The 14,516-nt window shown below is 32.8% G+C and carries 10 protein-coding genes and 1 rRNA gene; 4 read left to right on the top strand and 7 right to left on the bottom strand.

Annotated features, from left to right (window positions below; all coding sequences use genetic code 11):
- Window positions 1-48: 48 nt before the first annotated feature.
- The 6 genes from KHA90_RS05635 to KHA90_RS05610 form a co-directional block, all read right to left on the bottom strand.
- The gene (locus tag KHA90_RS05635; protein WP_213296259.1) at window positions 49-1,368 is read right to left on the bottom strand and encodes an MFS transporter; all 1,320 of its coding nucleotides are present in this window, start codon (window positions 1,366-1,368) and stop codon (window positions 49-51) included.
- 177 nt (window positions 1,369-1,545) lie between these two features.
- Window positions 1,546-2,358, bottom strand: a complete 813-nt coding sequence (locus KHA90_RS05630; protein WP_213296257.1) for a M48 family metallopeptidase — start codon at window positions 2,356-2,358, stop codon at window positions 1,546-1,548.
- An 84-nt stretch (window positions 2,359-2,442) separates the two neighbouring features.
- Entirely contained in the window at window positions 2,443-4,842 is a 2,400-nt protein-coding gene (locus tag KHA90_RS05625; protein WP_213296256.1) for a glycoside hydrolase family 31 protein, read from the bottom strand.
- 201 nt (window positions 4,843-5,043) lie between these two features.
- Window positions 5,044-6,948: a 1,4-alpha-glucan branching protein GlgB gene (gene glgB / locus KHA90_RS05620; RefSeq protein ID WP_213296255.1), complete on the bottom strand. Its 1,905-nt coding sequence runs from the start codon at window positions 6,946-6,948 to the stop codon at window positions 5,044-5,046.
- Window positions 6,949-7,024: 76 nt separating this feature from the next.
- Window positions 7,025-8,305, bottom strand: a complete 1,281-nt coding sequence (locus KHA90_RS05615) for a glucose-1-phosphate adenylyltransferase (protein ID WP_213296254.1) — start codon at window positions 8,303-8,305, stop codon at window positions 7,025-7,027.
- Window positions 8,295-9,722 carry a glycogen synthase gene (locus KHA90_RS05610; RefSeq protein WP_213296253.1) on the bottom strand — a complete coding sequence of 476 codons (1,428 nt, stop codon included), beginning with the start codon at window positions 9,720-9,722 and terminating at the stop codon, window positions 8,295-8,297. The genes KHA90_RS05615 and KHA90_RS05610 overlap by 11 nt, the downstream gene beginning before the upstream one ends.
- 140 nt (window positions 9,723-9,862) lie before the next feature.
- Here KHA90_RS05610 and KHA90_RS05605 point away from each other — a divergent pair, with 140 nt between their 5' ends.
- The 4 genes from KHA90_RS05605 to KHA90_RS05590 all read left to right on the top strand — a co-directional run bounded on the left by KHA90_RS05605 (window position 9,863) and on the right by KHA90_RS05590 (window position 13,757).
- Complete coding sequence (locus tag KHA90_RS05605; RefSeq protein WP_213296252.1) at window positions 9,863-10,729, top strand: alpha/beta fold hydrolase; 867 nt, start codon at window positions 9,863-9,865, stop codon at window positions 10,727-10,729.
- 46 nt (window positions 10,730-10,775) lie between these two features.
- Window positions 10,776-11,420, top strand: coding sequence for an endonuclease III domain-containing protein (locus KHA90_RS05600; RefSeq protein ID WP_213296251.1), 645 nt, complete (start codon window positions 10,776-10,778; stop codon window positions 11,418-11,420).
- 47 nt (window positions 11,421-11,467) lie between these two features.
- The gene (locus KHA90_RS05595) at window positions 11,468-12,487 is read left to right on the top strand and encodes a proline-specific peptidase family protein (protein WP_213296249.1); all 1,020 of its coding nucleotides are present in this window, start codon (window positions 11,468-11,470) and stop codon (window positions 12,485-12,487) included.
- A 439-nt stretch (window positions 12,488-12,926) separates the two neighbouring features.
- Window positions 12,927-13,757: an IS982 family transposase gene (locus KHA90_RS05590; protein ID WP_213296247.1), complete on the top strand. Its 831-nt coding sequence runs from the start codon at window positions 12,927-12,929 to the stop codon at window positions 13,755-13,757.
- 428 nt (window positions 13,758-14,185) lie between these two features.
- Here the strand turns inward: KHA90_RS05590 and rrf are convergent.
- Window positions 14,186-14,295 (bottom strand): 5S ribosomal RNA (rrf, locus tag KHA90_RS05585).
- Window positions 14,296-14,516 lie beyond the last annotated feature (221 nt).

Below are 14,516 nucleotides of genomic sequence, written 5' to 3'. Positions count from 1 at the left end.
TGTCACACTCTATGACAACTTAAATCCTAGAAAAGGCACTTTATTAATTTAAAGTGCCTTTTTTGGTATTCTTCTTAATAGAAAAATAGCAGTTACAAAAAAGATTCCTAAAAGTACAATTGCAGAACGCGGACTTCCTGTAACCTGATCGACAATACCGTAAACGCACATTCCAATAACAATTCCGATTTTCTCAGCTACATCATAAAAACTAAAAAACGAAGCTGTATCTTCAGTTTCAGGTAATAATTTTGAATACGTAGATCGTGATAAAGCCTGAATTCCTCCCATTACAAATCCTGCAATAGTTGCGGCAATGTAAAAATGCATTGGTAAATAAATAAAATAAACAATTACACAAAATACTACCCAAATTGCATTAATTACAATTAATGTTGGGATATTACCAAATTTTGCAGATGCACGTGAAGTTATAACAGCGCCAACTACAGCTACTAATTGTATGAGTAAAATACATATGATTAAGCCTATTGTACCTTCCTCTTTAGAACCCCATTGGATTTCCTGAGCTCCAAAATAAGTCGCCACCAGCATTACAGTTTGTACAGCCATACTTGAAACAAAAAAACCTCCCAAATAACGTTTTAACGGAATGTTTTCCTGTAATAATGCCCAAACTTTCTTTAGTTCTTTAAAACCATTAAATATAACAGATCTCGTTAACTTTTCACCAGTATCCTTACTTCCTTTTGGTAAATAATAATAACTATACTGACTGAATAATATCCACCAAACTCCAACCATTATAAAGGAATATCTCATGGCTTTCATAGCTGCTTCACCGTCAGTTCCGCTGATTCCAAAAAGTTTTGGTTTCATAATCATGGCTAAATTGATGATTAGTAAAATCACACTTCCTATATATCCTAATGAATATCCTTTGGCACTAATTTTATCCTGTTGTTCTTCAAAAGCAATATCCGGTAAATATGAATTGTAAAAAACCAAACTTCCCCAATATCCCAGCAATCCGAAAAAATAAAACATTAACCCAATATAAATATTGTCAAGGTCAAACCAATACAAACCCATACACGATAAAGCTCCCATATAACAGAAAAACTTCATGAAAGACTTCTTATTTCCAACATAATCAGCAATTCCCGACAAAAATGGAGATATAAAAGAAACTACCAAAAATGCAATTGCAGTAATAAAACTAATTAAAGCTGAGTTCTTTAGATGCAATCCAAAAACATCAATATAATGATCACGATCTGAGAATAAAGCTTCATAAAAAATAGGAAAAACTGCTGATGCAATTGTAAGGGTATAAACCGAATTTGCCCAATCGTAAAATGCCCAGGCGTTTAATAATTTTTTATCTCCCTTTTGTAAATCTTTCATAGAAATGGTTTTGTTAACAGGCTACGAATTTATCTATTTTTATGATAATCAACAAGAAATTTGACAAATCGTATATTAATAAATTATAAACACTTCAAACGGTTATTTTACACAAAAAAAGCTACTCTAAATTTAGAATAGCTTATAATTATTACTGAATAATTTAATATTTTATTTTTATCTGATTACGCCAACTTTTAGTGCCGTAGCTCTTGCTTCAGGTATTAAAGATTTTAAATTTGCAATTCTTGAAGCATCAGATGGGTGCGTACTCATAAATTCCGGAGTTCCTGCCGCTCCTGATTTAGCCGACATTCTTGTCCAGAATGAGATTGCATCATCTGGATTATATCCTGCAATAGCCATAAGTGTTAAACCTATTTTATCAGCTTCTGTTTCATTGCTTCTGCTAAACGGAAGCATTACTCCTACTTCAGAACCAAGTCCATAAGCCTGAGAAAAAATTTGTTGCGTTGATTCAGATTTTCCACTCGTTGCTGCTCCAAGAGCTGCTCCGCCTATTTGCTGTAATTGTGCCGCACTCATTCTTTGTGCACCGTGATTTGCTAATGCATGCGAAACTTCATGACCCATTACAGTTGCTAAACCGGCTTCGTCCTGAGTTACAGGCAAAATTCCAGAATATACTACAATTTTACCGCCCGGCATACACCACGCGTTAACTTCTTTATTGTCTACCAATTTGTATTCCCAGCGATAATCACTTAAATATTGTGCCTGACCTAAATATGTCAAATATTTTTCGGCCGCTGTTTTAATTCTCCCTCCTACTGCTTCTACTCTTTTTGCATCTGCAGTTCCGGTTATCACCTTATTTTCGGCTATAAAAGCGCTATATTGTTGAAAAGACGAAGGAAACAATTCACTGTTTGAAACGAAATTTAAATTTTTCTTTCCTGTAACAGGATTTGTTGCACAACCACCAATTAAAATAGCCGTAAAAATTCCTAATATTAAATGTTTTTTCATGATTTTTATTTTTAACACTGACAAAAATACAATTAAAAATATTTCATATTTTATATAATTCTTTAAAATAATATCAGAATTTACTTATTCGCCAATAATGTGAAGTTCATTAAACTCTTTATCAACAATTAAGAAATTATTTTCTTCAAAAGAAAAACTATCAAAAGCTATTTTCTCGTTGTCAATTTCAATTTCTGTCACTTTAAAAGGCAATCCAATTAAATTGATTTTATACTTTGTATATGGCGTATCGTATTTTCCGTCTTTATGAAGTTGAACAATAAGCTCTTTTTCCTTGCCAATAGTTCTAAACGATAAAAAGCTGTAACGTCCTTTTTTATAATCATAGCCATCCTGAGCATCTTCATAAACTACAGATTTCTCTTTTCCGTTTTTAAAGTATAGATCAAGCGTTAATTCGTTAAATTCAAGTTCGCCTACGTATTGCTGAACAGGATATTTCGGAATTATAGCACCTGCTTTTACAAAGACAGGAATTTCATCAAATTTAGTATCAATCCACACTTCTCTCCCGCCTGTTGTAAATTCATTTGTCCAATAGTTATACCATTCACCTCTTGGAATATACATACGTCTACCTACAGCATTAGGTTCAAGTATTGGACACACTAATATTTGATTACCAAAAATAAATTCATCGTTGCGATAATGCGTTTGTGTATCGTCCTGATCATAATAAACCAATGGTTTTAACATCGGGATTCCTTCTTCAATATATTGCCAGAACATGGTATATAAATAAGGCAATAACTGATAACGAAGATTCACGAATTTTCTGGTAATATTAATTACTTCTTCATCAAAAGCCCAAGGTTCCTGATTGCCGTGATCTCCTGAAGAATGTGTTCTGCAAAATGGGTGAAAAACACCTAACTGAATCCATCTTGCGTATAATTCGCCTGTAGGCTGCTCCGCAAAACCTCCAATATCAGAACCAGTAAATCCCATTCCTGAAATACTCATTCTTTGCACCTGAATGTTCGCAAGCCATAAATGTTCCCAGGTTGCTACGTTATCTCCCGTCCAGGATGATGTATAACGCTGCGCTCCGGAATAAGCAGATCTTGTAATGACAAATGGACGTTTAGGATATGTAAATCGTTTTACACCATGATACGTCGCTCTTGCCATTTGAGTTCCGTAAATATTATGTGCTTTTCTATGGCTGCAGGGATTTCCGTCGTAAACGTGACGAACATCCATTGGGAAAGTTTTATTGGGAACCTCCATAACAGCAGGTTCGTTCATATCATTCCAAACTCCCTTAACACCAATATCTGAAATTAATTCTTTAAATAATCCTGCCCACCATTCTCTTACTGCGGGATTTGTATAATCAGGAAAATTACATTCGCCTGGCCAGACTTTTCCTTTCATATAAGGTCCATCGGCTCTTTTGCAGAAATAATCTTTTTCTAAAGCTTCCTGATAAACCCAATAATCTTTGTCAATTTTAATTCCTGGATCAATGATTACGATAGTTTTAAAACCGTCTTCGGCTAATTCTGCAACCATTCTTTTTGGATCCGGGAAATAATCCTTATTCCATGTAAAACATCGAAAACCTTCCATATAATCGATATCGAGATAAATGGCATCGCAAGGGATTTTTAGTTCTCTAAATTTTGAAGTGATTTCCTTTACTTTACTTTCAGGATAATAACTCCATTTACATTGATGATATCCTAAAACCCAAAGAGGCGGCAATTCAGGTTTACCCGTTAAATCAGTATATGTTGTAACCACGTCCTGCATTTGCGGACCGTAAATGAAGTAGTAATTCATTTCACCGCCTTCTGCCCAAAAGCTGGCAACGTTTCGTCTTTCCTGACAAAAATCAAAGAAAGTTCTAAAAGTATTGTCAAAGAAAATTCCGTAAGATTGTTTATTTTGTAAACCAATATAAAACGGAACAACCTTATATAAAGGATCTTGTTCTTTTTGATAAGCGTATTGATCTGTAGCAAAATTTTCGAGTCTTTTGCCTTTTAAATTCATTTGTGTGGCTTTGTCACCAAGACCGTAAAAACATTCTCCATCCTTAGAAGATTTACTCATTTTTACAATGTTCCCGCCATATTCGTAACTTTCTTCCCAATGAAAACCTAGTTCATCTTCAAGAATTAAAAGGTCATTTAAATCATAAATAGACAAACGAAGATCTATTTTCTGAATTTTACATTTTACTTTACTGGTTCTGATCTGAAAATAAGTTTCCTCTTCTGTAAGTTCTAAAAAGTTGTATCCGTGAAGCTGTGTTTTATCGATAGCATACGAAAAATCATTACTAAAATAACCCTTCGTGGTAAAACGAAAACGGATTAAACTGTCTCTAAGAATAGTAACTTTTAAGATGACTTTATTAGCAGTATGAAAAAAAATTGTATCACCTTCATGTTCATGCGAAACAATTTTTGATGGATATAAATCGCCCTTGTATTCTAATGATGTATTTGTAATCATAACGCTAATGAATTAATTATTCGAATATTATCTCTATTCCAAACATACAAAAAAACCGTTTAAACGGCTATCAATATAAGGTTTATTCACGAAAACGTTATTTCTGAATGAGTTCCAAATTAAGCATCAAAAAATAAACAATTTGATAATTTAAAAACAATAAATTGATAAATTAATACTTTAAAAATAGCTCTTAATTTTTTAAACGAAAGAAAAAACGGTTACACTTAAAGGTGGTAATATTAATTCAACAGAATAGTCTCTGCCATCATAAGGCGTGGCATCGATTTTTAAGTGTTTAGAGTTTCCAAGTCCGCTTCCGCCATAAATAACAGCGTCACTATTAAAAATCTCTTCTAATTTTCCTTTTTGTGGAATTCCAATTCTATAATTTTCCCGAACCACCTGAGTGAAATTACAAATCACAATTACATTTTCATTAGCATTATGTCCTTTTCGGATATATGATAAAACTGCATTTTGATGATCTGAATAATTGATCCATTCGAAACCTTCTCCACTAAATTGTTTTTCATACAATGCAGGACGAGATTTATAGAGTTGATTCAAATCTGTAATAATATTTTTAATTCCCGAATGATAATCGTATTGCAATAAGTGCCAATCTAAACTTTTTTCAAAATTCCATTCATCGCTTTGCCCAAACTCAGAACCCATAAAAAGTAATTTGGTTCCGGGATGTGTAAACATATACCCATACAATAATCTTAAATTCGCGAATTTCTGCCATTCATCACCAGGCATTTTATTGGCAATAGATTTTTTTCCGTAAACAACTTCATCATGCGAAAACGGAAGCATAAAATTCTCCGTAAAAGCATAAGTCATTGAAAACGTCAAATCATTCTGATGGTATTTTCGATAAACAGTTTCTTTCTGAAAATACTTTAAAGTATCGTGCATCCAACCCATCATCCATTTCATTCCAAAACCTAAACCACCCGTAAATGTTGGTCTGGAAACCATCGGGAAAGAAGTACTTTCTTCTGCAATAGTTTGAACTCCATCAAAATTGGCATAGATTACCTCATTGAATTCTTTAAGAAAACTAATGGTATCAAGATTTTCTCTTCCGCCATAAATATTAGGTTCCCATTCGCCTTCATTTCTGGAATAATCAAGATATAACATTGAGGCAACGGCATCAACACGTAAACCATCAACATGATAATGCTGTAACCAAAAAACGGCATTACTAATTAAAAATGCACGAACTTCATTGCGTCCGTAATTAAAAACAAGGCTCTTCCAATCCGGATGATATCCTTTTTTACGATCCGGATGTTCATATAAATGTGAACCATCAAAGAATCCTAAACCGTGTGCGTCATCAGGAAAATGCGATGGAACCCAGTCTAAAATTACTCCAATTCCGGCTTGATGTAATTTATCTACCAAAACCATGAAATCCTGTGGTTTCCCAAAACGTGAAGTCGGAGCAAAATAGCCTGTCAACTGATATCCCCAAGACGGATCATAAGGATATTCCATAATGGGCATAAATTCAACATGGGTAAAACCAGTTTCTTTTACATAATTTACCAAATCATCGGCAAGCTCTAAATAAGTCAAAAACCGATTATTTTCACCGCGTTTCCAGGAACCCAAATGCACTTCATAAACCGAATAAGGTTTGTCTAAACCATTTTTTTCCTGACGAAACTGCATCCAGTTTTCATCCTTCCAATTATAATCTAAATCCCAAACAATGGAAGCTGTGTGAGGCGGTTTTTCACAATATAAAGAGAACGGATCTGCTTTTTCAGTAACAATTCCATCAATGCTCGATTCGATTTTATATTTATAAAGAGATCCTTTTGTAACATCCGGAATAAAACCTTCCCAAATTCCGGAAGAATCCCAGCGTACTTGCAATAAATGTTCACCTTGTGTCCAATAATTGAAATCACCAACAACCGAAACAGATTGAGCTGTTGGAGCCCAAACGGCAAAATAAACACCTTTTACTCCATTAACTTCAACTAAATGCGCTCCTAATTTTTCATATAATTTGAAGTGTTTTCCTGCTTTGAATAAATCAATATCAAAATCAGTAAATAGAGAATGCGTGATAACTTTATTCATATTTGTTTTTTCTAATTGGATTTTGGGATCTTTGTATTGGAATTTGGATTTTTTTTATTAAAATTTATTTTGCATCTTATTCAATTCTAAAATTATCAGAGAGAACCGCTCCTTTTTTAATAACGACAATCCCATCTTTAATGCTATATAATTCGTTCGTAAAATTATCCAGATGCTTTCCTCCGTTAATATGAACATTGTTTCCTATTCTAACATTTTTATCAATCAATGCATTGTTTATAAAACAGTTCTCACCTATTCCAACATGAATTTTATTTATAGTGCCTTCGTGATTCATTTCATCCAGATCCTGATAAAAATCGTTCCCCATTACGTAACAATTTTCAAGCACAGTTCCTACACCTATTCTGGAACGAATACCAATTACAGAGCTTTTAATTTCTTTGGCATTAATAATACATCCTTCAGAAATCAACGATTGATTTATTATAGAATTTCTAAATTTTGATGGCGGTAATAATCTTGGTCTTGTGAAAATTTTATTATCATTATCAAACAAATTAAACTCGGGAATATCAGCGGTTAATCCAATATTTGCTTCAAAAAAGGATTCTATATTTCCAATGTCTGTCCAATATCCTTCATATTGATAACTCAGTATTTTATGTTTTCCAACAGCATGGGGAATAATTTCCTTTCCAAAATCTTTAGTATGCGGATCAGACATTAAATCTTCTAACAATTGACGGTTAAAAATATAAATACCCATTGAGGCCAAATACTTTTTCCCTTTTTCCTGCATATGCTCACTTACCTCAGATTCCCATTCAGGCAAAAGTGATGCGTCTGGTTTTTCTATAAAAGCTTCCACACAACTTTCATGATTTGTTTTAAGAATCCCAAATTCAGGTGCATCTTTAGCATTTACCGGTAAAGTAGCAATAGAAATCTCAGCATTTGCGGCAATATGAGCTTCAAGCATTTCGTTAAAATCCATTTGATACAATTGATCTCCGGATAAAATTAGGGCATGATCAAATTCGTGTTTCAAAAAATGCGACATACATTGACGAACAGCATCAGCAGTTCCCTGGAACCACGTTGGATTGTCCGGAGTTTGTTCTGCTGCTAAAATATCAACAAACGACTGGCTGAAAATACTAAAATTAAAAGTGTTTTTGATATGCGCATTTAAAGATGCTGAGTTGAACTGCGTCAAAACGAATATTTTAAAAATATCAGAATTAATACAATTTGAAATAGGAATATCTACTAATCTATATTTTCCACCAATTGGAACTGCCGGTTTTGATCTGGTTTCTGTTAACGGGAACAAACGCGATCCTTGTCCTCCTCCTAAAATAATAGCAACAACATTTTTCTTTTTAAATTTCATTTTTCTCAATTATTAAGGTGTATATGTCAATGTATTCTTTGCAAACTCTTTCCCAGGAATGGTCAATAGCCATTCCTTTTTTTCTTATTTCATTAAAACTTATCTTATCATCGTACAATTTCATCGCACGATTTATAGAATAGCAAATATCACCTACCGAAGCCTGGTCGTGGCAAATTCCGTTTCCGCTATCTCCAAAATCAATCACAGTATCACGTAGTCCTCCTGTTCGTCTAACAATTGGAACAGTCCCATAACGCAAAGCATACATCTGATTCAAACCACAAGGTTCTACTCTTGATGGCATTAAAATGTAATCTGATCCGGCATAAATCAAATGCGCTAATTCTTCATTATAACCAATAAATACATTGTAATTTCCATTGTAATCATTTCTCAACTGTATTAATTGTTCTTCGATCGCAGCATTTCCTGATCCTAAAATTAGGATATTGATGTTTTCAAAATTTTCAGACAAGGCTAATGCCGAAGCATGAGGCAATAAATCGCCGCCTTTTTCCTCAAACAACCGACCAATAAAACTAAATAATGGTTTTGTGGAATCTAATTCAAATTGTTCACAAAGTTTTTCTTTATTCTTTTTCTTTCCTGTTTCAATAGTATTAATCGCATAATTCTCAGCAATCATTTGATCTTTTGAAGGATTCCATACTTCAAAATCAATTCCGTTTAAAATCCCTATTGATTTATTACGAACCGAATTAAATAAAGATTCTAAACCATTAGCTGAGATATTTATTTCGTTTAGATAACTCGGCGAAACAGTAGTTACCGCATGCGCGCATTTTATTCCAACAGCTAAAGAATTTAATGAGTTATCCCATTCCAGAAAACCAACATGAATCAAATCAAATTCAGGTAAATAATGCAATTTGTCAAAGCCAAACCATCCCTGATACAAACCATTATGAATGGTTATAACCGTTTTTATCGTTTGTAAACCTTCATATTTATACGCATATTTTATTAAAAAAGGAATTAATCCGGTATGATGATCGTGACAATTAATAATATCCGGAACACTCTTACGTGCTAAAATCCAATCTAAAGTTGCAATTTGAAAAGATAAAAATCGCTCAATATCATCTTCATAACCATATAAATTTGGGCGATTGAACAATTCATTAATTTCTATCAGATATAATTCATATCCAAGTTTATCCGTTGTTTCTTTTAAAACACTAAACGGAAAATCAAAATTCCCCAGTTTTACATTCCCCCAATGAACACATTCAAAATCATTCTCATTTTTAAACTTTGTATCATAACCAGGAACGACAACACGAACCTGATGACCAGCATTTTTTTGATATTTAGGTAAAGCTCCCACAACATCTGCAAGGCCACCAACCTTTGCCATAGGATAACATTCTGCGCTAATATGAAATATTTCCATGTAGAAATTTATGTACTAATTATTAAAACTTAATCGTCGATTTTTTTTTTATAGTATACATTTATTAATATGCTACTTTTATGTTTCCTAAATTTAGGAAAAAATAAATTAAATCAAGACTTAAGAAAAAATTTATTGATATGGCAAAAAATACTACTAATCCTACTCAATCTTTAAAAATTCCACGTGTAATTATACTTTCCAGTAAAATACTCGCTTTTATTTCACCTAAATTAGTAACTACATTTGCTGCAAAACTTTTTACAAGCCCAATAAAACATAAGGTTCCCAAACGAGAGTTTGAAATGGATCTTAAAAGTGTTAAAAATAAAATTTTCATACCCGTAATTAATAAAAGTATTGTAACATACGAGTACGGAAAAAGTGAACGCAAAATATTATTAGTTCACGGTTGGTCTGGACGTGGAACTCAATTATTTAAAATAGCCGATGAACTTGTACAAAACGGATATTCAGTTGTAAGTTTTGATGCACCGGCACATGGTAAGTCTGAAGGGAAAACAACTATAATGTCTGAATTTATAGCTTCTATATTAGAAATTGAAAAACAATTTGGTCCATTTAAAATTGCAATCGGTCATTCATTAGGCGGAATGTCTGTTCTAAATGCAATCAAAGATGGGTTGAAAGTCGAAAAAGCAATTATTATTGGTAGTGGAGATATAGTACAAGATATTTTGGAAGAATTTATTTCAAAATTAGGTTTAAAAAGAGAAATTAGTGACCGATTACGTGATCACTTTGAGAATAAATACAAAGTCAAAATGAATGATTTTTCAGCTTATAAAGCAGCGCAAAAAATTCAAATTCCTGTACTAGTAATTCATGATAATGATGATCCCGAAGTTCCGGTAACAGCTGGAATTAATATTCATAGAAATCTCCAAAACGGAAGTTTATTTCTTACAGATGGTTTGGGGCACAGAAAAATTTTAGGAAATCAAAATGTCATAAAAAAAGTCATTGATTTTATTAAAAGTACTTAACTTTATGATAGTAATATTTTTATTATTTAATTAAATAAGATGAAAGATGGATTTATTTGGAGAAACATCGAATTGGGCAGTTAAGTTAAAGCCGATTTTAAAAAAATATAAAGGAGAAAAACATCCTTTAGAATATAAAAGCATCTATCAACTACTGGTTATGGTAGTATTATCTGCGCAGGATTCTGATGCTAACATAAATAAGATTTCACCTGCTTTATTTGAAAAATTCCCAACATTTAAAAGTTTATCAAAAGCTGATTCTGAAACATTTATACCATACATAAGCAAAGTCCGAAATTATCCCACAAAAGCGGGATGGTTATTAGAAATTGCTAAAACTATTAAAAATGACGAGGATATTCCATTGACAATGCAAGGTCTAACTGCTTTAAAAGGTGTTGGTCGAAAATCTGCAAATGTTATCATGAGAGAAACCAATCAGCCTGTTGAAGGTATTATTGCAGATTTACATGTTATTAGAGTTGCACCCAGAATTGGCATTATAAAAGAAAGCAAAGACGGAAATAAAGTCGAAAAAGAGTTAATGCAAGTACTGCCAAAATCTATTTGGTCAGAAATTGGAATGGCTATTTCATTTCATGGAAGAGAAATTTGCAGACCAAAACCTAAATGTCAAGAATGTGAATTAACAGATGTTTGCCATTATTATTTAACTGAAGTTATTTAAGTTAAATAAAAAATAAAAATATAACTATTCTAACTCCAACTAATATTATGCGTTCGATTTTATTCCTATTACTAATAGTCCTTACAATATCTTGCAAAAAAGAAAACAAACCAGAAACCCTTTCAGATTATTTCACATATGAGAAAACTAATGATGTAGAATCAGCTGGAGTAAAAATGATTCCCATTAAAACCCCGGTAGGTGAATTTAAAGTATGGACAAAACGCTTTGGAAATAATCCAAAAATAAAAATACTATTATTACATGGAGGCCCAGCTATGACACATGAATATATGGAGTGCTTTGAAACATTTTTTCAACGAGAAGGTTTTGAATTCTACGAATATGATCAACTTGGTTCCTACTACAGTGATCAGCCTAAAGACAGCAGTTTATGGAAAACAGAGCGTTTTGTTGAAGAAGTAGAACAAGTACGGAAAGCAATTGGAGCAGATAGTAGTAACTTTTATGTCTTAGGAAATTCATGGGGAGGAATCCTTGCAATGGAATATGCGTTAAAATATCAGCAAAATCTAAAAGGACTTCTTGTTTCAAATATGGTTGCCAGCGCACCAGAGTATAGAGAATATGCCGACAAAGTACTGTCAAAGCAAATGAAGCCAGAAATATTAGCTGAAATTAGAATGTTAGAAGCTAAAGAAGATTTCAATAATCCCAGATATATGGAACTTTTGATTCCAAACTTTTATCATGAACATCTATGCAGACTAAAAGAATGGCCAGACGGATTAAATCGAGCCAGTAAACATGTCAATGGAGAAATTTACACAATGATGCAAGGACCAAGCGAATTTGGAATTAGTGGGCGTTTAGCAAAATGGGACATAAAAAATCGTCTCCACGAAATATCAATTCCCACACTAATGATTGGAGCAAAATATGACACTATGGATCCAAAAGCCATGGAAGAACAAAGTAAATTAGTTCAAAAAGGACGATTTTTATATTGTCCAAACGGAAGTCATCTTGCCATGTGGGATGACCAACAAGTTTTCATGAAAGGAGTTATTCAATTTATAAAAGATGTTGACGGGAATGAATTTTAAGAATTTAAAAAATAATACATTAAATATCAAAACATTAATTACTATGTAAAAATAATTTGGGCGTTACCCTCCGAGTCAGGCTTTCAGCTATATCTTTTTGTGAGAGATAATTTTGCAACTTTGCAGAGATTGTGGTTTCACACAAAAGGATATTATCTATATCCGTAACGCAATAACAAGAATATTTTAAACTATCTATATTATTCTACGGCAAAATCTTTTTCAGACTGCGTATTTTAAACAACGAAAAGCTTTAATGCGCTTTCGGAAAAACTAATGATTAAAGCAAAATTTTGTAATACCCCAAAAATTTTCTAATTAAATATTTATGCCTTTTTCAGTTTTTTTTTCTAATTAATTCAAGTTGCTAGTTTAGAGGTAATAAAAAAACAAAGCACAGGTTCAGTAAATTTGTTTTGCGAACCAATAAACCTTACCCATGCTTTGTAAAGACAAAATTATATCAATTTTTTGTTTAATAGACGATATTTTACAAGGAATTAATCATCCGGAAGATGTAAGAAGACATGTAAGTGACAGCGAAATTATCCTAACAGCAATTGTTTCTTCGACAAGCTTTTATGGCAATCACTGCTCAGCCATTAAGTTTATGAAAGAATATGGATTTATTCCAAAGATGCTTGATAAGAGCAGGTTCAACATGCGTTTACATAAAGTTGGCAGACTTCTATATGAATTATTTGAGATTATAAGTTCCTATTTTAAAGACTTCTGTTGTGAGATGCAATACATTATAGATTCATTTCCTGTAGCAGTTTGTAAAAACATGAGGATTACAAACTCTAAGATTCTTAAAGGCAAAAAGTACAGAGGTTATACAGCAAGTATGAGAAACTATTTTTATGGGGTAAAAGTTCAATTGTTGACAACTAAAAATGGAATACCGATAGCATTTCATTTCACGCCAGGTAAAACAGCTGACATAAAAGCTTTAGGAAAAATGATAGATAAGCTGCCTGCTGAAGCATCGATTTATGGATATAGTGCTTATACTGATTACGGTTTAGAAGATTTTTCCCTAATGAAAAAATGTGTTTTATTAAAAATTCAAAGAAAGTCAAATGCTAAACGGACAGATACAATAGAGCAAAAAAATGAAAAGTTAAAAATGAGAAAAAGAGTAGAAACAACAATAAGCGACATAAAAAAAATGTTTCCAAGAACTATACATGCAGTCACATTAGAAGGTTTTTTGATAAAACTGACATTGTTTGTATTTGGACTCCAATTAAATAAAGCAATCAACTAGCAACTTGAATTAATTAGATAAATCAATCTAGAATAAAATTTCAAGTAGAATAATATGAATCAACGCGAAAACCGGTGGATGAGAAAGTGTAATTTCTCCTTGGTCAAAATTGTAAAAGGTAATCTATACATTTTCTATCATTCTGAGAAACAAAGAATCTGCGCATGACTTGACAAAGTTTACGCTTACCAATTGCGACGAAGCTACTTTCAGAGATTCTTCGTTCCTCAGAATGCCAAACTAGGCATGAAAAAATCTTTTGCGATTTGGTATTGGATAGGCTTCGCCAGAGGCTTAGGTATCACAAAAGAATACCTGCTTACATCATTTACGAAATCTGAAGTAAATAGGTATCTAATTTTCAATAAAAATGAAGTTTTTTAAAACAAAAAAAAATCCTCATCAAATAATGATGAGGATTTTAAAAAGAAAGGCGACGACATACTCTCCCACATAACTGCAGTACCATCTGCGCAGGCGGGCTTAACTACTCTGTTCGGGATGGGAAGAGGTGAGCCCCGCCGCAATAACCACCTTAAGGTTGTTAGTCTAAAGTCAAAGGTGATAAAGTTGTAAAGTCTTTCGACTTTTGACTTTAATCTTTCGACTTAAAGACTGCTCTGCGTCGAGCAAATATCTTAACATACTGAGATAAAGAAAAGTAATTTTATTTAATATTTTTAGAAAGTTTCTTCCTCCGGGTTGCCCCGGAGGAAAAGGGTGTACATAAGCTTACGGATTATTAGTACTACTCGACTA

It is taken from the genome of Flavobacterium psychroterrae (assembly GCF_018380615.1).
GTDB classification, from domain to species: domain Bacteria; phylum Bacteroidota; class Bacteroidia; order Flavobacteriales; family Flavobacteriaceae; genus Flavobacterium; species Flavobacterium psychroterrae.
Note: the sequence above shows the minus strand (reverse complement) of the source record. Positions and strands in the feature narration are given on the sequence as shown.